Below are 21,692 nucleotides of genomic sequence, written 5' to 3'. Positions count from 1 at the left end.
TAACGAGGGCTTGATTATAGTGAGACCAGTTTGTGATTTTGCTCATTGTTGTTGCACGGGCTAGTAGGATATAGATGATCTGATCACAGGCTGGCAAGATAGTTCAAACTTTTAGGAAACAACGCCCTAACTTTCTTAACTATGTTGATCAGTGCCGTGATGTTATTAGTTACACAGGTATTCTAATATGCAGAAGGTTGTTTTTACTTTACTACTTTTGTTATTCTCGATTTCAAGCGTAGCTGAAGTAAAAACAATCAATGGCAAAAAAGAAAAAACTATCCCTCCAGCAACACTCAATATTATTTATCCTAAAACCATGCCAAGCCTCATTGAGGATAATTATTACCCGTTTCTTTTACTTAAAACAGCATTAAAAAGAAGTGGTTATAGATATACACTTACCCCTGCGGCAGAAGTGTTAGGGCAAAATCGTGTTTTAAAAGAAATCGAAAAAGGCACCATTGATGTTTCTTGGACCATGACCAATAAAGAGCGAGAAGAGCGTTTATTACCAATACGCGTGCCGCTTTTCAAAGGCTTGTTTGGTTGGCGAGTTATGTTCATTAACGAGCAAAATCTAGCGCACTTAAGTCAGCTAAAAACCTTAGATGATTTAAAACACATTTACTTTTTACAAGGTCAGGATTGGCCAGATACCAAAATATTGCGCGATAATGGCTTAGTAGTTTCTACCTCGTTAGATTTAGAGTTTTTGTTTGTCATGCTTGAAAGGGGGCGTGGCGATTTATTTCCTCGATCTATCCTCGAAATCAATGACGAATATGAAGTATTCAAAAACCAAATGTCGTTAGCAGTACTTCCTCAGTTAATGCTTAAATATAAAAGCCCAATTTATTTTTTCTTTAATAAGAACGACCCAGAAATAGCCAAAGCAGTTAATAAAGGCTTAAAAATTATGCGTAAGAGCGGTGAGTTTGATGAGCTTTTTGATAAGTACAACGGCGAAATTATTAAAAACGCCCACCTACACGACAAAATTGTTATAGAATTGCGCAATTATGATTTACCAAGGTTAACCCCAGTCAACGACAAATCGCTGTGGTTATCATTTGATCAGGTGCCATGAGCTCTAAAATATTTATAATCGGTTTACCACGAACCGGCACAACCAGTATCTGTAACAGCTTTTTACAACTCGGATATAAAACCGCCCACACAGCCTATACCCAACAAGCAATTACAACCGCAGACGTTATTGCCGATACTCCGGTATTTAGCGAATACGAGTTACTTGATAAACATTTTGCAAATAGCCGTTTTATCAACCTTGAGCGCGATTTAACTAAGTGGCTGCCTTCTATTAGGCAGTTATTAACACGTATGCACACTAATTTAATGCGCCCAGATGGTGGCTTTAATATCCATTTAAAGCGCTGTTACCTCGATGTATTTGGCCATTACAGCTTGGCAGAGTTAGAATCTGATGAATACTTAACAGCGTGTTATAACCGCCACCAACAGCAAGTAGCAGATTATTTTAAAGGCCGTGAACATCAGTTATTAACACTGGATGTAGCAGACTCAAACAGCCCGCAATTACTTCAGCAGTTTTTAAACACTCAGCAGCCAATTAACTTTAAACAGCTTAATATAGGCGGTAAGGTCACAGCGTGGAATGATATAAAACATCCCGATAAAGTATCATCAACCCGAAGTGGTAAAATTGATAAATCTCTTGGTTATAATCACACGTAAAATACGTTAAAATCGCCGCCATTATAAGTTTAGTTGTTCCTTATCATGTTTGAATTGAAATACCACACGCCATTTGAATGGACAGAAGGTGTCTTAGCTGATTTCGATACCTTTTTACAAGATCATGCTGCAGCAGAGAAAAAAGCCTCTGGTATGGCTATGTCTATGCTTTCTCATTACCCAGACCGTCGTAAGCTTGTTAAAGCCATGACAGACTTAGCACTGGAAGAAATGATTCACTTTAAGCAAGTTTTAAAGCTATTAATGGAACGTGATGTATCTCTTGGGAATGACCAAAAAGATCCTTACATCAAACAAATTCGTGCGGTATTTAGAAATGGTCGTGATGAATTTTTAATGGACCGTTTATTAGTAGCAGGCGTTATTGAAGCACGCGGTCACGAGCGCTTTTCGCTTGTTGCAGAAGCTTTACCAGCAGGCAAAGAAAAAGAGTTTTATGTCGCGATTGCTAAATCAGAAGAAAAACATAAAAACTTATTCGTTGAACTTGCCTACGAGTATTTCGATAAGCAAGAGGTTGATACACGCCTTGAAGAAATCCTTATCGCAGAAGCCGAAATCTGTAAAAATATTCCGTTTACAGCAGCGCTTCACTAGTGTGATGCTTGTGTATTAGGCCTTTTTGCCTAATACACAAATTAATGTTTTATCCCAAAGCAGTAAATTAGGGACTAAAAACAATAATTAAGTCTCCAGAAAATAGTTTTGCCAATCCTAATTGATTAAATAAACAGCATACATTCATCTTTCTCTCCTATAGTTAAATTAGTACCTAACTGTGAGGAATAGAGCATGAAATGGATGATGACTCTTACGACGCTGTCGTTAATAGGGATTGTAATTACCGGTAATTCAATTTACACCGAAGTTAAAATCTTTCGTTCCAACGATAAGCCAACTGAAATAACCGCTAGTATGTATCGTTCGCTTATTTGGCATAGCGATATTTATAAAGACGATCAGTTTTTAAATACCGCGCAAAGCTACTTCAGCGATGGCAAAATTGATACGCGTGAATACAGTAAACTTACGAGTTTAGCGAGCAAAATAGCCGGCCCTATCATCTACATTCAAGAAACCGATGAGCAACTGTGGCATGCAAGGTTAACCTACAAAAAATACCTTGAAGAGAAAACGGTCGAACGACTGGCAAGTTTACATTGATGAAAACTGCTTGTTCAGCGTGCTAAGCTCAACAATGGTGGGCTTACCGCTGAGATAATTGGTATCAAGATGATAACTATTGCCAAGCCAATAGGGCTTTTTGGTCGTGTTATGGCCATGCACAGAAAAATCGATACTAGGATTTATTACCGGCTTTTTCGCTTTGGTTAAGCTTCTATCCCAAAGCAATGCGCTAACCGCTTGTTGTATATCTTGTGGTGGATTTTGCCAATCCCAATCAGCACAGGTGGTATGCGATAAACCAATTTTTAATGTGCCGTATTCAATATAGTAAGAAAGCGGGCATCTAAGTAGCTGCTTACAGGCAAACGCGAGCTCTTCATTGGTTGCTTCTAGATGCCAGCGGCCGCCATTCTCAACCCATAAACGGTAGTAACCTTTATCCTTTGCAAGTAAAGACTCAAGCAACATATGCTCGTGGTTCCCAAGGCACATATGAACACCAATCTCTTGAAAACGCGCAAGTAATGCAATGCTGTGCTCACCCCGGTCAATCACATCGCCAAGTGAAAACAAAATATCTTCACTTGGGTTAAAATTAACAGAGCAAAGCGCCTGTTCAAATTTAGTTAAATCTGCATCTAAATCGCCAATAACAAATACACGTTTACTTTGTTCAAGTTGCATCTTAACTTGAATGGGTTTTTGCGAGGCAAGAGGGCTTTTAACTAAATTCAAAATACATTCCTTTAACCAGTGTGTAGCTTAAGACTATCATAACTCTTTGCTATTTGAGCACAGGGTGGTTATTATCTAGCCTCACTTTTTAGGAGTTACCGCCAACATGAACAACTAAACCTGTTATCCAATTTCATTTTTATCTTTTTGGACCAACAGGGTTAGTAGGCGTTGCTCACTATCACTTACACTATATTACTTCTCGTGTGATCACACGCTTATGCCCCTGTAATACGGGAGGCACTATGCCACAACTTCAAGCTTTTAATTTATGTTACCAACATGGCAATGGCGATGTTGTATTTAACGACCTTTCATTTTCACTTACTGCTAAAGTCACCGCTTTAGTCGGCAGGAACGGCTGCGGTAAATCTATATTAGCGTCAATACTTGCTAAGCAAAAAGAGCCTAGCTCTGGTACGGTTGTTTGTCATTCATCCCTCGGTTTTTACAGGCAAATGAACGATGTAAATCAGGCTGAAAAGCAAACTATTGCTGAGGCGATTGGGCTAGAGCCAGTGTTTAAAGCCCTTGATTCTATAAACCAAGGGCAAGTTACAGAACAAAATTTATCTTTACTTGAAGGCAATTGGGATTTAGCAGAGCGCTTTAATGCAGAACTTGTAAGGCTTGGCATAAACAACAAAACCCACTATTCCTTAAGCAAACATTTAAGTGGTGGCCAGCTTAGCCAATTAAAGCTTTGGACACTATTTACCTGCATAAAGCCCGATATATTAATATTGGATGAGCCATCAAACCACCTAGATGCAAAAGGCAAAAGCTGGCTTATAAAGCAAATACACAACTTTAAAGGGCAATTATTACTAATAAGTCACGACATAGAATTATTAGAACAAGCCCATGAAGTTTGGGAGCTAACTACCCTTGGGTTAACACAATATGGTACGTGTTTTTCTGAGTACCAGACTCAAAAGCAGCAGCAAGTTGCTGCCCTTGAAAATAAATTAAACCACGTTGTTAAACAGCAAACTAAGCTAAAGGCAGCAGAGCAACTACAAAAGCAAAAAATACAAAAACGAGCAGGCCAAGGCACAGCCCTCAGAAAATCAGGAAGTCAGCCTAAAGTGCTGATGGATGCTAAAAAAGATAAAGCCAGCGCTAATTTATCATCACAAAGTAAAAATACTGCTAAACGAGAGGGGATGCTGACTAGGAATAAACATGAGCTTTCTAGCCAGCTTGAACAAACTAAAGCGCAGCAATTTTACTTAGCGCAATTAAATGAAGCTAAGCATCAAAAGGTACTTAGCCTGGAGGAGGTTGTAATAGCTCACGGCACACAAAAGCCGTTTAATTTTCAGGTATTCAGTGATGATAAAATTCATTTAGCGGGTGCTAATGGCACTGGTAAATCAACCTTACTCAAAACCCTGAACTACGACATACCAGTAAAAGCAGGGCAGTTACATTGCAATCAAGCACTCTATTATTTAGACCAACATTTTACATTAATAAACAACAAGCTAACCCTGCTAGAAAACATTTTGTTTTACTGTAAAAGCCTAGATGAGAGCACCGCGCGTACTCTACTTGCTAGTATCGGCTTTAGAAAAGACGCTGTTTTTAAACATGCAGAGCTTTTAAGTGGTGGAGAGAAAATGAAGCTCGCCATGTGTATCGTCAGTAATATTGAAAGCACCGCACTTTTGTTACTCGATGAGCCCGATAACCATCTCGACCTCGAGTCAAAACAGCTCTTGGCTCATTCATTACAGGGTTTTAAAGGCGGGTTTATAATTGTAAGCCATGATAAATACTTTGTAGAAAGTATCGGCTGTAATAAGCAAATTGTATTATAAAATAGCCATTTATAAATAAGCGTGCTAGGGTGGTTGTAGGTACATTACAAGGAATGACAATGAATTTTACAGCCGCTTACCGCATTTTTACAGCTTTATTCATGCTGATTGTAACCTTAAGTTTAGGCATGACGCTCAATGATTTTACCTCGGTGATCTACGTGTTCGTGCCGTTATTACTGATGCTGGTTACGTCATTTATGCCATTTTTTAAACAGCGCAAACTGCGTTTAATGCTCTTTGCAGCCCCAATTGTTATTCTATACTGCTTTGGCTTTTATCCTTGGCTTACAAATTACCAAGAAGTCGCCGTTTCATCATCCACCTCAACCCTCGATTTTATCATCATCCCAGTTTGGGCTACCTTATATGGCGCTGGATTTGTGGTATTGCATGAAATTGGGCTAGGTGTTGCTAGGGCGTTTAATTGGGGAAGGTGAAAGAGTTATTAGCTCTAGATTGTTATAAATGTTTTCCTAAAGTCTTGCGTGTAATTTATATTACAGTTTAAAAATGGAAGGGCGAAAAGGCCTTTTTTGTTATATATTTAGTACAAAATTATTTTGACAAAATGGTTACAAGGAGTATTTATGGAGCAAGAAATCAGCAAAGAGGTTATTTATCTTATTGGTTCTTCAATTATAGGGACTGTAAGTTTAATAACTGTTACAATAACAAGCCTAGTGACATTTAAAGTAAGTAATAAAAATAACTTAGCTTTGCTGAAAAAAGAACTAAGAAGCAAACGAATTGATAACCTTAAAGAGACATTAACATCTTTTAATGAATACTATTCTAAAGCTAGATTGGCTTGTGGCTGTGTAATTACTATAAAATCAATGCAAGACAGAGCTTTAATTGAAATGTTTGAAAAGACTAGGGAAGAGTCAACTAATTGTTTTTTCATGACTATGAATCTAATCGAACTAAATTGTGATTTGAATACTTTAGACACATTTTTAAAAATTGATAAACAATTAGAAGAAACTGCAAGAATGATCTCAAATCTCAAAGAAGAAGAAGTTAACAATGAAATATCTGAAAAGGCTAAATCTAACCTTGTAAACATGCATCAAAAAGCAATTGAAATAAAAAAAGCTATTCGTAATGAATACCAAGAGCTTATGGGAAACAAATAAAGAGCTATAAGCCTTTTATTTAAAGGGGGAATTGTTACTTAAATAACTTTTCATACTCAGCATTTTAAGAGGTAAAAAAAGACTTCCTTATTTCAGTAAAAGTTGAACGTGCCTCACTGATGTAATCGACAGTAAGTTGGCTCTCTTCAAAAACAACCTTAGATCTTATGTTATTCTCAAGATTCGCCAAATCATTTAATTTCAAAGCAGAATCGTTAAAACCTATGAACTTTAATTTTGATTGGCACATTTCACACTTAGCCCTAGCTTCTAAAAACAAATCATCCCTTTCAATAATAAAATCTCTAGCTTGCTGTGTTTCAAATGAATGACCACTTTTAACAACACCATCTAAGGTAGCTATAAACTCAATAAACCCTATGAAGTAAAAGCCAAGGTTCTCTAGTGACTGCTCAGCTATGCGAGCTTTTCTTTCACGTTCTTCTTTTAAAAGTTGCTTCTCATACTCTCTTGCTTCTTTTGACTCAGTGAACTTGTGACTTGTTTTTAGTTATAAAATAAGTGGTAACTCCACAAATTAAAGCACCTAAACTGATTTTTACTGTTGTATCAATGATATCTAACCATTCTTTTGTCATAATTGAACTTACTGTTTTTTGATATTTCACCAATAATATCTAGAAATTAACTTTAGAGATGAACTAAACATTTATCCTGATTTGATGTTTGCTTCTTAAGACTTTGATACATTTTTCTGAGTTATTTGCTGACCATTTATATCTGTTTACTAGCTGTACATCTAATGGCCTAGGTTTGCCCCGAAGTGTAATCATGAGGTTATCTTCTCTCAATATTCTGCATTCTGATCAAGGGCCAGTAGGGTACATATAGCCACGATACATAATCTGGGCTAGCTTTACTATCGGTTTAGTTGATTTGTAAACTAGGGGGAGGGCATGACAATAAATCATAAACAAATTGACTACAAGTTGCGTAAAAGTACTTAACACGCGAAAATTTGAACAACTAAATTTTAAGGAAAAAATGTGGAACTTTTTGTTAAATATATTGAGAAGTTTTTAGAACTAGTATTGATCTTTCAACCTTTGATTGTAGCCTGTATAGCATTCTTAGCTCTAAAAGTAAGCAGGAAAGCTCAAATTCACAATGAATCTATGACTTTAATAGAGTTAAAACGCGAAATACGAAAATTGTATTTAGAGACAATTAGTTATCAGGAAAAAAACTATAAAACGTACCTCATAGCTTTAAATGAATGCAAAGATATTCAAAAGAGAATAGTAATAAACATTTCCAATGAAATTTTTAATAAATTCAATCAATCAGTAGATAAATTGGAAGAAACGAGTTCATACTCTAAAAAAATTCTTGATGGTACTATTAAAAACTTTGAAGATTATATAATTAAATATGAGAAATCACTAAACATAGATAGTGGTTCTAATCTATTATTTGCCGTTGAAGAAACAGCAATAACTAACAATGCTCACTTAGAAGCAACACAAAAAAATACAAAAGATGTATTTAAAAATATTGAAGAAGTTAAAAATATTCTAGATGAGGTTATTAAAGATTAAATCTTATAATTTTAATAACCCTCAATATAAGTAAACGTAATGCAGGCTTACTAGCCCAAATAAACTTTCGAGCCGTATTGAATTGTATCTACTGTTATTGTACTTGAATCATTAAATTTCACTGTTCAAGTAAAGTTCTATGTATATTTTTGGAAGAAAGTTATTGTTGTTTATTTTATGCAGGTCAAGTTGAAAGTTATGCAAATTTAGTAAATCTTGAAAACCCAAATTAAGCAAAAAAGGGCTTAAAAAACCTTAAAATCTAACGCCCATTGAGCCTGCTTATAAAGATAAATTGCTTATTTAACATAATATAAATTATAGGAAGTAAACTATCTATACAAAGTTATACCTATTCTCTGTGCATGCTAAGTCCAATACTAGACGGTATCGGACATTAAGGTGGTGTTTTATCATATTATTCATTTTATTAGTGCTTGTTTCTTGAGCTTAGTTATCTCATGACTTATATTAAAACTATCAACTTGAGATGTAACGATAAGATGTAAACGATATGGAATTTGTGAAGCCGTTAGAACCTATTCTGATAATCGATGATATGCAAGATATCCGCGACTATCTAAATCAAATTTTAACTGGTCTTGGTTTTGACGATATTTTAGAAAGTCGAGATTTTGAATCAGCTAAAACCGTAATTGAAGAAAAGTCGCCTAACGTAATCTTTCTTGATATTGAACTACCTAACACTGACGGTACGGAAATTCTTGAATACTTAAATGACCGCCATCCTCATACTCATGTTGTTATGTGTTCTGGCCATAATAGTCTTGAGAATGTGCAAAACACCTGGGAATTAGGTGCTAAAGGTTTTATCGCCAAACCATTCAACGCAAAAAAAGTCGACTCTGTTATGAAACGTCTAGAATTGATGGAAACCATAACAAATTAAGTAGTTTATGAACTCGACAATCCAACTCATTATAGATGACCTATCAACGGTCATTTTTGGTAAGCAACAACAAATCAAACTCGCCCTTACGTGTTTATTTAGTGAAGGCCACCTGTTAATTGAAGATTTACCAGGCATGGGAAAAACCACTTTATCTCATGCACTTGCCGCAGTTCTTGGTTTGTCATATCAACGCATTCAATTTACTAGCGATTTATTACCTTCTGACATTCTTGGTACAAACATCTTTGATGCTAAAGAACATAGATTTACTTTTCATCAAGGCCCAGTATTTAGCCAAGTTGTATTAGGAGATGAAATTAACCGTGCAGGTCCTAAAACACAAAGTGCACTATTAGAAGCAATGGAAGAGAAACAAGTGACGGTAGATTCGGTTAAACACGCCCTACCATCACCATTTTTTGTGATTGCTACGCAAAACCCAGTGCATCAATCTGGTACTTATCCGTTGCCTGAGTCACAATTAGACCGCTTTTTCATGCGTATTAGTTTAGGTTTTCCTGATAAACAAGCTGAGAAAAACCTCATTTTAGGCCTAAACAATCGTAATTATGACGACTTGCCTGTTCGTATTAATCCTGAGCAACTTGCTGTTATTCAAAGAGAAATTAATAAAGTAACGCTCAGCAACTCGGTGGTTGATTATATCCTTGAGCTAGTTGCGTTTACTCGCCAAGATAACCATTTTGTAAACCCATTATCACCAAGAGCCAGCATTGCGCTTGCCCGCGCTGCAAAGTCATGGGCGTATATTGAAGGTCGTGATTTTGTAATGCCTGAAGATGTACAAGCTGTTTTTCCTAGCGTGACTGATCACAGGCTTGGCTTAAACGCTGGTGACAGCGGCTATGCACTTAAACATGTGCCTGTAAGCTTATAAAATATGTTTAAGCGCCCCGCTTTTATTGATCAATTTCGTCAATCTATTTTTAATAAGCTATTAAAAAATAAGCATAAAACTAACGAAATTGAGCTTCAACATAAAACGATTTATGTATTACCCTCAAAACTTGGTGGGCAGTTTTTACTAATTGCATTACTGAACTTTGTGATGGGCATTAACTATCAAAACAACCTGATTTTAGCCATGGCGTATTTAATGGTGGTTGTTTTGGTTTTTGCGATACTCACCGGCTATAAAAATGTGAGAGGTTTGTCGGTTAAATACCAGTCAGTAAACGAAAGTTATGCGCCAAAAGCCCCTATTGCGCGTTTTCAAATTCAAGCACAATCATACTGTGAACTTATAAAACTGATTAATGACAACCTTGAATCTGAAACTGTGTCACTGCAAAGTAAAGAGAAAAAGACCGTTGAAATAGCGCTAAAATGCTGTGAACGTGGTGCATATGGCTTTGATAGAATAAAAATCATTAGCCACTTTCCATTTGGTTTGGTGTCTGTGTGGAGTTATATAGAGCCAACCGAAACGGTTTATGTTTACCCACAACCTATCGCCACTGAAAAGCTTGATACTCAGCTCTATGACAATGACGTACACGACGGCGATAACGCAAAAGTTAAAGCCGGTAATGATGACTTTTATCAGCTTACCCCTTTTGTGCAAGGAACAGCGCTTAATAAGGTATCGTGGAAACACTACGCTAAAACTCAGCAACTATTAACGAAAGAATTTACCAGTGACGCATCACAGGAATTAGCACTTAATTTCAATATTTTGAGCGGCAATAATGAGTATAGATTAAGCCAGTTATGTTTTTTGGTGAACCAATTAACCGACCAACACATGGCGTTTTCGTTAACCTTACCCAATAAACACATTGCTAAAGGCCAAGGGATCAATCATCAAAAAGCCTGCCTACAAGCATTAGCGGAGTTTTAATTATGAATACACCGCTTATAAATACCGTTTTATCACTGCTGTTTATTGTTACCAGTGGCTTTTTGTTTACTGAAGTACCTACTCCATTCTTAGCCATATTGGGGGGCCTAAGCTTTTTAAACCTGTTTTTAGGTAAGTTTTATAAAAAACTAAATGGGTTGGTGGCGAATATTTTGGCTGCGGTTTGCTTAGTTGCCTTATTTGTTCTGGTTGGCGTGAGCGATACGGTCAAGTTATTTGTATCCATGATGCTACTTGCTAGCAGTTTTAAATTGCTACAAGCGAAAACCGTTAAACAGTATCAAACTGTGTGTTTACTGGTGTTTTTTAACCTTTCAACCGTGTATTTGTTTCACCAAGGGCTATTTGAAACCTTGGTAGTCAGTGTACTTTATATTGTTAACTTCGCGGTACTTGGCTATTTAACTAGCCCGCAAAGCTTTAAGGCCGCTAACAAACAAAGTTTTAAAACCATACTACTAGCCTTACCCATAGCGGCATTTTTGATTTTATTTTTACCTAAAATTCCAGCGTTTTGGCAGCTACCGGGGCCAAAGCTTGCTAAAACGGGTTTATCAGAGCAAGTTAACCCCTTTTCTATTGCGAAATTAGCGGAATCTGATGACTTAGTTTTTCGGGTAGAACAACAGCCAGGGCAAACCTTACAAGCCCCCTATTACTGGCGCAGCCTTATTCATGATGAGTTTAATGGTAGTGAATGGCTAATATCGGACATTTTGAAGTCTCAACAATTTAACCCAATTCGCCGTACAATTACTCAAAGTAATAGCGTTAATTATCAGGTTATTGCAGAGCCCTCATCTTCTAATTGGCTTTTTGCACTTGGCTTTGCTCAAAGTGCTAATTCTGATGTGCACTCAACCTACAATGGTTTGTTAAAGCGCAAAGGTAACTTAAACAAAAACATTAAATACGCGGTAACTAGTAGCCAAGCCTCGCTGAGCCTAAATAACTTTGAAAAACGCTTATATACCCGCTTACCGAAAACAACTAATCCGCAAACGACGGCACTGGCAAACGAGCTGGCTGCTGAGCATGAAAATGCGCAAGCTTACTTTAACGCGCTACTAGATTACTTTAATCAGCAGCAGTTTGCTTACACATTAACGCCTACACCCATGTATGGTGATAATACGCTAGACCAGTTTGTGTTTGATACCAAACGTGGCTTTTGTGGTCACTATGCCAGCACCGCTGCATTTATGTTTCGTGTTGCCGGCTACCCTGCCCGTGTTGTGTCTGGTTATTTAGGCGGTGAACAAACAAAAGCTGCTACGCTTAACATATATCAATACGATGCCCATGCTTGGGTTGAGGTGTTCTTTGATGAAAAATGGCATATTTTTGATGCTACCGCTGTTGTTGCCCCGGAGCGTTTAAACGGTTCGTTATCACAACTGGGTGATTTAAACGAAAGCTTTAACGACAATCTTAACTTTGGTCTAAAGCGCTGGAGCCATTTTAAAGCAATAAACTGGCTTAGAATTCATCTTGAAGAACTCGACTATAAATGGACTAACTGGGTGCTTACGTTTGATCAAGAATCACAACAAAGTCTATTTGATTCACTGTTTGGTAATAAGTCAGCATGGCTAACACCTTTAATTGTGTTAGGTACATTATTACTAAGCTTTACTGGCTATTTCTTATATAACAAACGCCCTATTCGAAGTAGAGAGCCGCTGGTTGATGACATCACTAAGCTTTACCTGTGGGCAAAAAAGCAAGGCATTGAGCCTGTTGATACCAACACGCCACTGCAAAATATTGCTTTAATTAAACAGCAAAAGCCTAGATCAGAGGCATATTTAAGTGAGTTTGAGCAAATAATCATCGAAGTACGTTATCAACAGCAATCATATAACCAAAATCACAAAAACCGCGTACGAGTTCTGTTAAACTCTCTCAAAACAGCCAAATAGAGAACAATATGAATGCAGTAATTGTCGGCGTTATTTTGATGCTGATCCTGACTCTTTGTCGAATTAATGTCATTGTGGCGATGACGGTAAGCGCAATTGTAGCGGGTTTGACCGCAGGCCTTGGTTTATCACAAACCGTTAATGCATTTAATGATGGCTTATCGGGCGGCGCTGAAATAGCACTGAGCTATGCGATGTTAGGTGCATTTGCGGTGGCTATTTCTAAGTCAGGTTTAACACGTATTTTAGCGTCTAAGTTACTAAAGCAAGTAAACGAGAATAGCCATAAAGGCGAAACGACACTTAGTTATCTTATATTGAGTATTATTTTGCTGTGTGCGATCTCGTCGCAAAATTTGATACCCGTACATATAGCTTTTATCCCAATTCTAATTCCGCCTCTACTTGTGGTGTTTAACAAGTTACGCCTTGATAGACGTGCCATTGCGTGTATCTTAACCTTCGGCTTGGCCACCTCTTACATGGTGCTACCTTATGGTTTTGGTGGTATTTACTTATACTCGATACTACACAAGAACCTCACTGAAAATGGCCTAGAGATTGTTAATACTCAAGTACCGATAGCAATGATCATTCCAGCAATTGGGATGTTATTTGGTTTATTGGTTGCGGTGTTTATATCTTATCGAAAACGCCGAAGTTATGAGTCTCACAGCCTAACAGAGCAACAGCAAGAGGTTGTCATTGAGCAGCCTAAGAAGGTGTTAGCAGTGGGAATTACCGCCGTACTTTGTTCATTAGTGGCACAAAATATTAGCGGCTCTATGATCCTAGGTGGTCTTGTTGGGGTAGCTATATTTACCTTATTTGGTGTTGTAAAACTTGAGCAAAACGGCGATGTATTTAGCAAAGGTATTGCTATGATGGCGATGATTGGCTTTATTATGATTTCGGCGCAAGGCTTTGCTTCGGTGATGAAAGCAACCGGTGATGTTGCTTCATTAGTTAGCTCTGCTGCAGGAATGATTGAGGGTAACAAGCCCCTTGCCGCAGCATTAATTTTACTCGTTGGCTTATTGATCACCATGGGCATTGGTAGCTCGTTTTCGACGGTGCCAATTATAGCCACCCTGTTTGTACCACTTTGTATGGAATTAAACTTTTCTGTTATGGCTACTGCAGCACTGGTTGGTACTGCTGGAGCGCTAGGTGATGCAGGCTCCCCTGCCTCTGACTCAACACTTGGCCCAACATCTGGCCTAAATGCAGATGGTCAACACGACCATATTTGGGATTCAGTGGTGCCTACTTTCATCCATTTTAATATTCCGCTACTTGTTGCTGGTTGGGTTGCGGCAATGGTTTTGTAAAGTCGTGTTTTTTATTGGTTCAAGGGTTTGCTCATGCTTATTTGATTGCTGGTAATAAACTACATGCATTTAGAATGCATCGCATTCCCTATGATAACTTATAAGTTTCATATTTTGTTCCTTGCTGAGATATACTTAAAACAAATAGAGTATGATGTGTTCTTTATGTGTATTAAATTAAGCACCCGAAGGTACTTAATTTATTTAAAACTTTCAGACAGTTTTATTCAAAACCGTTGATCATTTTATCGCATACAACTGGCGTTGGTCTGTGGTTATCATCAACAGCAACAAACGTAAAGCTACCAGAAATAGCTAAGTGTTTATCGTCTTTGTGCATTGTTTCTAAGAAGATTTCAACATCTACTTTAAGGCTAGTGTTACCTACGTGTACAACTTTAGAAATAAGCTCTGCAAATGTACCAGCCGGAATGGCTTCTTTAAAATCTACACGGTCAGACGAAATCGTTACAAGTGGCTTACGGCAAAAACGTGTAGCAGCAATAAATGCTACTTCATCCATCCATGCCAACGCGTCACCGCCAAACAAAGTATTGTGGTGGTTTGTACGGCCAGGAAAAACTGTTTTTGTTACCGACGTTGTTGAGTCAGCAATACGCTTTGCAATAATAGCGTCACGATCGATTTGTTGTGTCATAGTCTCTACTTTTTATTAGCTAATGTGTCTTGCATCATTAGCGCAGGGTCAAGGCGTTCATTTTTCCAATTAAAACGCCAGTCTAAATGAGGGCCAGTTACGCGACCGGTCGCACCGATCTCGGCAATTTTATCGCCACGCTTAATTTCGTCCCCTACTTTTACATCTAATTTGCTTAAATGAATGTAAGTAGAAGTAACACCATGGCCATGGTCAAGAATCAAGGTACCACCAGAGTAATATAAGTCAGCATCAGCAAAAACAACTGTGCCGCTCACTGGCGCATACACTGGGCTACCCGTTTTATTGGCAATGTCTAAACCAAAGTGCGGGCGGCGAGGCTCACCATTAAAGTAACGCTGGCTACCATAAACACCTGAAATGCGCCCAGTTGCGGGTTTATAAACAGGGTCTAAAAAGTATCGTAAGTCAGAATTAACTTGCCTAGCTTTACGTACTGCTACAGCTTCACGGCTAATACGCTCAGATACTTCTTTAGGTGGCGAAACATATTTTTTTGCAACACCGGTGATTTTATCAATTTTGTAATCACGCTTAGTGATCACAATTGCTTGTTCGTGGCTTACACCAGTACTATCAACCCAAGAAAGGCTATGATTTGTCTTAGCATCACGGCCAAAGCCAAACACAAACTCACCATTTGTTGAAAGCTTAAGTGGCTCACCATTGAAGCTTACACTTTTAGCGCCTTCAATTTGGCCTGTTACTAAACCGCCTTGAGTTAAATGTCCTTTTAATTCAACAGCACTTGCAGTTAAAGAAAACAACCCTGCAAATGCTGCTATTAATAATCCTTTACGCATAACTGATTGACCCCTTGCCAACCCCTTCGTAAGCTGTAATTTTAACTTCTGAATCAGGGTATTGGTTTTTAACTTGTGAACTTAAGTAGTCTGCAATGCACTCAACCGTAGTATCGCAAGGTAATATGTCGCAGCGTGATTTGTCTATCGCCATTTCAAAATAGCCCTGCTGTGATGTGTAAGCAAAGCACACATCGTTTTCTTGTGCAGTTACATGCTTGAGGTCTGATTTATTGATTTCATCTTCAGCTGTTGCTAGATAAATGTCTTCCCATTTATCTGCCCACTCTTTTTGTAAGCGAGGCATAGCCATACCATCTAGGCTAATACCAATTTGTGAGCGATGACCATGAATAATACGCTGACAATTACCATCGTGCTTTTTAAGACCATGGCTGTAATGATAATAAAAACTTTGGCTATGCTCTGGGTATAAATTAATTTCAATCTTTTCGATGTTGCTAGGGAGCTCAGGCATAATAGTATTAATTAAAAACTCGGTTACCGATTTTTCATCAATAACATCAGCATCGATTAGGCAATATGCTTGGTTAGGAGCGCTCATAGCTAAGTGATAATTATCACCAAAGTGACAATCTAGCACGCTGTGATCAGCATGCTGTGTTAGTGAACCGTTTAGAGTGGCTGGCACAGCAAGTTTATGGTCGATACAGTTATCAATAATGCCCTTGATTTGCTTTTTAACTAAGCCAAAATCAAGTACCATCGACTCATCATTTAATTGACCGTGCAGAGTTAAATCCACAATCCAGCTCTCGCCAACTGCGCCGCGTTTATTACACAAGTAAGAAAAATCAATCACTGTCAGTGAGTTTACAAAAAGGATCATAAATTTCCTTTAGACTGGTTAAAGAATCACAGCAATTATAATGATTTTTACTTCACAATGCGCGGTTTTATCTCCCTTTATCAGCGACAGTTTAATTAAATGGTCATAAAACAAGCTAAAAATAGCAAATAATTAACTGCTCCGAGTTGTTTAGCGTACAAGTGTACGCTAAAGTACGGGGCAATTTCTAAGCGATGAATGAGAGTTATGGAACCTAAAAACAGCTATACAAAAGAAGAATTGGTCCTTTGCGGTCAAGGTGAAATGTTCGGTGAAGGCAACTGTCGTTTACCAAGTGACAACATGCTAATGATGGACCGCATTATCTCTATCACTGCTGATGGTGGTGAGCACGGTAAAGGTCAAATCGTTGCAGAACTAGATATCAATCCTGATCTTTGGTTCTTTGACTGTCACTTTAAAGGTGACCCAGTAATGCCTGGTTGTCTTGGTCTTGATGCTATGTGGCAATTAGTTGGTTTCTTCCTTGGTTGGTCTGGTGGTCCAGGTCTTGGTCGTGCACTTGGTGTAGGTGAAGTTAAATTCACAGGTCAAATCTTGCCAACAGCTAAAAAAGTAACTTACCGTTTAGACATGAAGCGTGTTATTAAACGTAAATTATTCATGGGTATGGCTGATGGTACTGTAGAAGTAGATGGCCGCGTAATCTATGAAGCAAAAGATCTTAAAGTAGGTCTTTTCCAAGATACATCTGCGTTTTAATCTTTAATTTATGATACAAAATAGCAGATACAAAAAAGCCCCATTTCGGGGCTTTTTTGCGTAAATAAGGTGCCTATATTAAGTTTTAAACATGTTTCGGTTTTCAATGGCTTCTCGCCAGCCACCTAACCACTCAGATTTAGGGTCGATTTGTTGATAAGGGCATTGTTCTTTGGAACGGCCTGCCAAGCCTGCTTTATAACCTTGAGAATGAGCTCTTTCTAAACGATCTCTTTTCTGTCTCTTCATAGGTAATATCCTCACCTTTTATATTTATAGATATGTAGCGAAATTGACATCTACATTTAATGAATAGTTAATAAAACTGTTAAATTCAAATAGCAAAAAGCAATTAAATAAATTGACAATAAGTAACGTGCTGATGCTCAAATGAATTAACATTTTAAATGACTAAGTGGTCGTACCTCTTCAACTAAAACCATCTATTAATACACTTAAATTCAGCTAAAAACGATACAGCTCTTTTAGCTTCAAACGATACAGCTCTTTTAGCTTCAATATTTGTGACCAAGCCAATTTCGGCAAAGTTCCCAATTAAATTGTAATCATGACAAATTTATGATGATTACAATTTAGTCAATTTAATGCTTGCATATTAAAAACCGATCGGTCTAATATAGTCGGTATGGAAACAAATAACTCTGTGCCAAGCCGTCGTGGCAGGCCACCAAAAATAGCGCGTTCAAATGCAGATACCCGTGCCCTTTTAATTAATACGGGGCTAGCTGTATTAACCGAAAAAGGCTTTAGCGCAACCGGCATTGATTTAATATTAAAATCAGCTCAGGTACCTAAGGGCTCTTTTTATCATTACTTCAAAAGTAAAAATGATTTTGGCTTAGCACTCATTGATGCTTACGACAGCTATTTTCAGGCAAAGTTAAAACGCCACCTAAACAACGATGCAACAACCCCTCTTGAGAGGATTGTGCTATTTGCCAATGACGCCAAACAAGGTATGGCAAAGTTTGAGTTTAAGCGCGGCTGCTTAATAGGTAATTTAAACCAAGAAATCAGTCACCTTGATGAGCCTATGATTGACCGCATAAAACTGGCTTACGCCAACTGGCAAGCTTTAATCGAGCAATGCTTAGTTGATGCAAAGCAGCAAAAGCAAATTCCTCAATCATCAGATTGTAAAATGCTTGCTGAGTTCTTCTGGATTGGCTGGGAAGGCGCAGTGATGCGCTCTAAACTTGATAAATCAAGTGAACCGCTTACCCTTTATACAGCACAATTTTTACGCTTAATTTTATAAAGCCGTTTAAGTACGGTTTTATTTCAACCAATAAAAGACGATCGGTCTAAAAGGAGTCACCATGACAACATCAGTAAAATCGGTAGTTATCAACAAAGATGATCAAGGCTACCTTGCCGAATACACAGACTTTCCTGTAGAAAGCATCCACCAGCGAGATGTAAATATTGATGTTGACTACAGTACATTGAATTACAAAGATGCCCTAGCCATTACAGGTAAAGGACCTGTTGTAAGAACATTTCCTATGATCCCCGGGATAGACCTTGCAGGCACAGTAACAGAGTCTAAAAGCGATGAATTTAAAGTAGGTGATAAAGTTCTGTTAAATGGCTTTGGTGTTGGGGAAAAATACCTAGGTGGTTTGAGTTCAAAAGCATCTATGAACGCTGATTGGCTTATCCCCCTCCCCGCAAATTTAACACCAAAACAAGCAATGCAAATTGGTACTGCTGGGTATACGGCAATGCTCAGTATTATAGCCTTAGAAAAGCAAGGTATCACACCACAAAGCGGCGAAATTCTTGTTACCGGTGCTAATGGCGGCGTGGGTAGTTTTGCTATCTATTTCCTAAATAAACTTGGCTTTGATGTTGTTGCCACAACAGGCCGCATGAACGAAGCAGAGCACCTTGAAAAATTAGGGGCGAAACGTGTTTTATCTCGCGAAGAATTCTCAGCACCTGGAAAACCACTGGCAAAAGAGCAATTCGCAGGTGCAATTGATTCTGTGGGTAGCCATACCCTTGCAAATGTGTGTGCATCAATTAAATACGGTGGTGTTGTAACGGCCTGTGGATTAGCACAAGGTATGGACTTTCCGGCAACGGTAGCGCCGTTTATCCTTCGTGGCATTAGTCTAATGGGTATAGATAGTGTAATGCGCCCTAAAGCTGACAGAATTGAAGCATGGCAACGTTTAAGTGAGTTAGTTGAGGCTCAGTACCTAGATACTATTTCGCAAGAAATTCCGCTTTCTGAGGCCATTGCAAATGCAGAAGCCTTATTAAAAGGTGAAATTCGCGGCCGTGTAGTGGTCAATTGTAAAGAATAAGCTCGAATAGAAACATTCTTAGCAAGTTAGCTATAAAACTAGGGTAAAGGCAATTATACTTACCCTAGTTTTGTAATCCCGGAAAGTCTAATGAGTAATAAAGAAATTTTCAGCAATAACCCACTGCAAGGTGTTGGTATCGAGCAAGTCGTTACAGAGCTTGTCGAGCAATATGGCTGGGAATTACTCCACGCCTATATGCGTTTGAAATGCTTTAAGAATAACCCAGATGTAAAATCTGCGGTTAAGTTTTTACGTAAAACCCAATGGGCTCAAGAAAAAGTCGAGAACTTTTATTTGTATCGTCTTAAAAACTTACCACGCCCAGACAATGTAAACTATGAATTACCGCCGCGCGATCGTGTGATCCCTGCAGATCAAAAACCAGGTGAACCATGTGAGTTAAGTTTTACTGACGCTAAACGTATTCACGCTAAAAAAGAAGCTAAACAACTTGCTCGAGCTCGTAAACAACGTTCAAGTGCGAGTAATCCTTGGGGTAATTAAGCTTTAGACTATAAGTTTTTAGCTGTAAATTGAAATGAGCCGCCTGTTAGGGCGGCTTTTTTATGTGAGTTAGCAAGTTAGCAAGTTAGCAAGTTAGCAAGTTAGCAAGTTAGCAAGTTAGCAAGTTAGCAAGTTAGCAAGTTAGCAAGTTAGCAAGTTAGCAAGTTAGCAAGTTAGCAAGTTAGCAAGTTAGCAAGTTAGGATTTGAAGGGCTATTTAAAGACGTCAATATTATTTTTATTAATTTAAGGGTAACGTGGTTATGTTAGACTGAATTAATCATCATTAATGTCATTAAAAAAGGATGTGTATGTCTAACTACAACGAATCACCTGAACAAATCGCAACTGCAACGCAAGGTTATGTAATGCAACAGACAATGTTGCGCATAAAAGATCCAAAGCCTTCTTTAGATTTCTATCAGAATGTTTTAGGCATGAAGTTACTAGGTAAATATGACTTCCCTAAAATGGAGTTTACGCTGTACTTTTTAGGTTATGAGAAAGACATGCCAAAAGGCACCGATAAAGAAAAAGCACAGTGGGTGTTTCGTCGCCCTGCTCTTATCGAGCTTACACATAACTGGGGCACAGAAAATGACGACAGCTTTGCTGGTTATCATAGTGGAAATGATGAACCAAAAGGCTTTGGTCATATAGGTATTAGCGTGCCAGACGTGTACGCAGCATGCGAGCGTTTTGCAAAATACGATGTTGAGTTTGTAAAAAAACCAGACGATGGCTCGATGAAAGGCCTAGCCTTTATAAAAGACCCTGATGGGTATTGGATAGAGATACTCTCAGCTGAAGGGATCACTGAGATTATTGAAGAGCATAAGTAAGATTACACCTTAAATAACCTGCTATTTAGCAGGTTATTTAAATTTACGCTTTTGATTTGTAGTAGTCAGTGTTTGTATGTTTTGCATTAGTAAGTGAATGTCAGGCTCAATAAGAAGCTTTTTATTAGGAATAAATAAAAAACACTGTAATTTTTTAGCGAGTTGGCAAATTGAAAAGCAAAAATTACTTATGTCTTTCTTTAAATCAACTCTAATTACAATTTCATCAATCGATTCATCATTAACAGAAATAGTAATTTCATTTGATGAACTATTACCCCACATTTTAATATCGGAAGTATTACTTTCAGTTCTTACTAAAACATTATCCAACAGCTTGTCTATTTGCACATTTGGTTGGTGTTGTTTCCACACGCAGGCAGTATCGAAATAACCATCGGCATTGTAGAGTGCCTCAACTGAATAATTTTTATCTTCTACCCATTGTGCAGGTATTAGAACTATTGTTCTTTGCCAAATAGCCATCGTTTTTTAAATACTCTTATAATTAAAGAAAGTGCCAAGTAACATCATAACAAGGGCCATTTAAATCATATTGCAGTTCTTGATCATTCCGGGTAAAGGTCGCTAGAGCTTTAAATTTAAAGTTTGACGTATCTTTTCTGTTAATTGATAAAGCTTGCTCTATTTCATCCCCAGGGTGAGAGCATACTTTGTTAACAAGTATTAACCAAAGATAAGCTCAGCCCTGAATTCATCGTCAAAACTAGCCCTAACACACTTACTGCGTATCGAGTCTTTACGGCCTTTGTGCTGTTTTACC

Annotated in this window: 24 protein-coding genes; 18 read left to right on the top strand and 6 right to left on the bottom strand. The window is 37.9% G+C overall.

The genetic code is table 11. The annotated features are described in order from the left end of the window. Nucleotides 1-187 precede the first annotated feature (187 nt). The 4 genes from ABMY41_RS18255 to ABMY41_RS18240 all read left to right on the top strand — a co-directional run bounded on the left by ABMY41_RS18255 (nucleotide 188) and on the right by ABMY41_RS18240 (nucleotide 2,904). On the top strand, nucleotides 188-1,090 hold the full coding sequence (locus ABMY41_RS18255) for a transporter substrate-binding domain-containing protein (protein WP_349275786.1): 903 nt from the start codon (nucleotides 188-190) through the stop codon (nucleotides 1,088-1,090). Further along, nucleotides 1,087-1,719 carry a sulfotransferase gene (locus ABMY41_RS18250; protein ID WP_349275785.1) on the top strand — a complete coding sequence of 211 codons (633 nt, stop codon included), beginning with the start codon at nucleotides 1,087-1,089 and terminating at the stop codon, nucleotides 1,717-1,719. The genes ABMY41_RS18255 and ABMY41_RS18250 overlap by 4 nt, the downstream gene beginning before the upstream one ends. A gap of 45 nt (nucleotides 1,720-1,764) precedes the next feature. Further along, nucleotides 1,765-2,337, top strand: coding sequence for a tRNA-(ms[2]io[6]A)-hydroxylase (locus ABMY41_RS18245; RefSeq protein WP_058585009.1), 573 nt, complete (start codon nucleotides 1,765-1,767; stop codon nucleotides 2,335-2,337). 195 nt (nucleotides 2,338-2,532) lie between these two features. Further along, on the top strand, nucleotides 2,533-2,904 hold the full coding sequence (locus ABMY41_RS18240; protein WP_055197077.1) for a hypothetical protein: 372 nt from the start codon (nucleotides 2,533-2,535) through the stop codon (nucleotides 2,902-2,904). Here ABMY41_RS18240 and ABMY41_RS18235 read toward each other — a convergent pair. Beyond that, complete coding sequence (locus ABMY41_RS18235; protein WP_349275783.1) at nucleotides 2,896-3,603, bottom strand: metallophosphoesterase; 708 nt, start codon at nucleotides 3,601-3,603, stop codon at nucleotides 2,896-2,898. The two genes, ABMY41_RS18240 and ABMY41_RS18235, sit on opposite strands and share 9 nt — an antisense overlap. A 245-nt stretch (nucleotides 3,604-3,848) precedes the next feature. Between ABMY41_RS18235 and ABMY41_RS18230 the strand changes: the two genes are divergently transcribed. The 9 genes from ABMY41_RS18230 (at nucleotide 3,849) to ABMY41_RS18190 (ending at nucleotide 14,172) form a co-directional block, all read left to right on the top strand. Then, nucleotides 3,849-5,426, top strand: a complete 1,578-nt coding sequence (locus ABMY41_RS18230) for an ATP-binding cassette domain-containing protein (protein WP_349275781.1) — start codon at nucleotides 3,849-3,851, stop codon at nucleotides 5,424-5,426. A gap of 59 nt (nucleotides 5,427-5,485) precedes the next feature. Then, nucleotides 5,486-5,866, top strand: a complete 381-nt coding sequence (locus tag ABMY41_RS18225; RefSeq protein ID WP_349275779.1) for a hypothetical protein — start codon at nucleotides 5,486-5,488, stop codon at nucleotides 5,864-5,866. Between the two features lie 150 nt (nucleotides 5,867-6,016). Continuing rightward, nucleotides 6,017-6,565, top strand: a complete 549-nt coding sequence (locus ABMY41_RS18220; protein ID WP_349275777.1) for a hypothetical protein — start codon at nucleotides 6,017-6,019, stop codon at nucleotides 6,563-6,565. Nucleotides 6,566-7,572: 1,007 nt separating this feature from the next. Continuing rightward, complete coding sequence (locus ABMY41_RS18215; RefSeq protein WP_349275775.1) at nucleotides 7,573-8,124, top strand: hypothetical protein; 552 nt, start codon at nucleotides 7,573-7,575, stop codon at nucleotides 8,122-8,124. A 514-nt stretch (nucleotides 8,125-8,638) separates the two neighbouring features. Then, on the top strand, nucleotides 8,639-9,034 hold the full coding sequence (locus tag ABMY41_RS18210; protein WP_054553848.1) for a response regulator: 396 nt from the start codon (nucleotides 8,639-8,641) through the stop codon (nucleotides 9,032-9,034). A 7-nt stretch (nucleotides 9,035-9,041) separates the two neighbouring features. Beyond that, complete coding sequence (locus ABMY41_RS18205) at nucleotides 9,042-9,935, top strand: MoxR family ATPase (protein ID WP_349275773.1); 894 nt, start codon at nucleotides 9,042-9,044, stop codon at nucleotides 9,933-9,935. A 3-nt stretch (nucleotides 9,936-9,938) separates the two neighbouring features. Next, nucleotides 9,939-10,898, top strand: coding sequence for a DUF58 domain-containing protein (locus ABMY41_RS18200; protein ID WP_349275771.1), 960 nt, complete (start codon nucleotides 9,939-9,941; stop codon nucleotides 10,896-10,898). Between the two features lie 2 nt (nucleotides 10,899-10,900). Next, nucleotides 10,901-12,841: a DUF3488 and transglutaminase-like domain-containing protein gene (locus tag ABMY41_RS18195; RefSeq protein WP_349275769.1), complete on the top strand. Its 1,941-nt coding sequence runs from the start codon at nucleotides 10,901-10,903 to the stop codon at nucleotides 12,839-12,841. A gap of 8 nt (nucleotides 12,842-12,849) precedes the next feature. Further along, nucleotides 12,850-14,172 (top strand): Na+/H+ antiporter family protein, encoded by a 1,323-nt coding sequence (locus tag ABMY41_RS18190; protein ID WP_349275768.1) that lies wholly within the window; start codon nucleotides 12,850-12,852, stop codon nucleotides 14,170-14,172. Between the two features lie 223 nt (nucleotides 14,173-14,395). On the opposite strand, the gene ABMY41_RS18185 is transcribed toward ABMY41_RS18190, so the two are convergent. Genes ABMY41_RS18185 through ABMY41_RS18175 form a run of 3 tightly spaced genes read right to left on the bottom strand, consistent with a single transcriptional unit; the run spans nucleotide 14,396 to nucleotide 16,504 of the window. Beyond that, a complete protein-coding gene (locus tag ABMY41_RS18185) occupies nucleotides 14,396-14,830 on the bottom strand; it encodes an acyl-CoA thioesterase (protein ID WP_054561502.1) in 435 nt (144 codons plus the stop codon). Between the two features lie 5 nt (nucleotides 14,831-14,835). Beyond that, the gene (locus ABMY41_RS18180; RefSeq protein ID WP_349275765.1) at nucleotides 14,836-15,654 is read right to left on the bottom strand and encodes a M23 family metallopeptidase; all 819 of its coding nucleotides are present in this window, start codon (nucleotides 15,652-15,654) and stop codon (nucleotides 14,836-14,838) included. Next, nucleotides 15,647-16,504, bottom strand: a complete 858-nt coding sequence (locus tag ABMY41_RS18175) for a 6-carboxytetrahydropterin synthase (RefSeq protein WP_349275764.1) — start codon at nucleotides 16,502-16,504, stop codon at nucleotides 15,647-15,649. The genes ABMY41_RS18180 and ABMY41_RS18175 overlap by 8 nt, the downstream gene beginning before the upstream one ends. Before the next feature lie 207 nt (nucleotides 16,505-16,711). On the opposite strand from ABMY41_RS18175, the gene fabA reads away from it, so the two are divergent. Continuing rightward, nucleotides 16,712-17,227 (top strand): bifunctional 3-hydroxydecanoyl-ACP dehydratase/trans-2-decenoyl-ACP isomerase, encoded by a 516-nt coding sequence (gene fabA / locus ABMY41_RS18170; protein WP_054553819.1) that lies wholly within the window; start codon nucleotides 16,712-16,714, stop codon nucleotides 17,225-17,227. Between the two features lie 78 nt (nucleotides 17,228-17,305). Here the strand turns inward: fabA and rmf are convergent, their stop codons facing one another. Further along, on the bottom strand, nucleotides 17,306-17,476 hold the full coding sequence (gene rmf, locus ABMY41_RS18165; RefSeq protein WP_036968408.1) for a ribosome modulation factor: 171 nt from the start codon (nucleotides 17,474-17,476) through the stop codon (nucleotides 17,306-17,308). Between the two features lie 397 nt (nucleotides 17,477-17,873). Between rmf and ABMY41_RS18160 the strand changes: the two genes are divergently transcribed. The 4 genes from ABMY41_RS18160 to gloA all read left to right on the top strand — a co-directional run bounded on the left by ABMY41_RS18160 (nucleotide 17,874) and on the right by gloA (nucleotide 20,908). Continuing rightward, the gene (locus ABMY41_RS18160) at nucleotides 17,874-18,506 is read left to right on the top strand and encodes a TetR/AcrR family transcriptional regulator (RefSeq protein ID WP_349275761.1); all 633 of its coding nucleotides are present in this window, start codon (nucleotides 17,874-17,876) and stop codon (nucleotides 18,504-18,506) included. Between the two features lie 61 nt (nucleotides 18,507-18,567). Beyond that, nucleotides 18,568-19,560 carry an MDR family oxidoreductase gene (locus tag ABMY41_RS18155; protein ID WP_349275759.1) on the top strand — a complete coding sequence of 331 codons (993 nt, stop codon included), beginning with the start codon at nucleotides 18,568-18,570 and terminating at the stop codon, nucleotides 19,558-19,560. A 90-nt stretch (nucleotides 19,561-19,650) separates the two neighbouring features. After that, nucleotides 19,651-20,067 (top strand): VF530 family DNA-binding protein, encoded by a 417-nt coding sequence (locus ABMY41_RS18150; RefSeq protein WP_349275757.1) that lies wholly within the window; start codon nucleotides 19,651-19,653, stop codon nucleotides 20,065-20,067. 310 nt (nucleotides 20,068-20,377) lie between these two features. Then, on the top strand, nucleotides 20,378-20,908 hold the full coding sequence (gene gloA / locus ABMY41_RS18145) for a lactoylglutathione lyase (protein ID WP_349275755.1): 531 nt from the start codon (nucleotides 20,378-20,380) through the stop codon (nucleotides 20,906-20,908). A gap of 33 nt (nucleotides 20,909-20,941) precedes the next feature. Here the strand turns inward: gloA and ABMY41_RS18140 are convergent, their stop codons facing one another. After that, entirely contained in the window at nucleotides 20,942-21,394 is a 453-nt protein-coding gene (locus tag ABMY41_RS18140; RefSeq protein WP_349275753.1) for a hypothetical protein, read from the bottom strand. Nucleotides 21,395-21,692: the final 298 nt, after the last annotated feature.

The sequence above is a fragment of the Pseudoalteromonas sp. BZA4 genome, from assembly GCF_040104395.1.
Lineage (GTDB): Bacteria > Pseudomonadota > Gammaproteobacteria > Enterobacterales > Alteromonadaceae > Pseudoalteromonas.
Note: the sequence above shows the minus strand (reverse complement) of the source record. Positions and strands in the feature narration are given on the sequence as shown.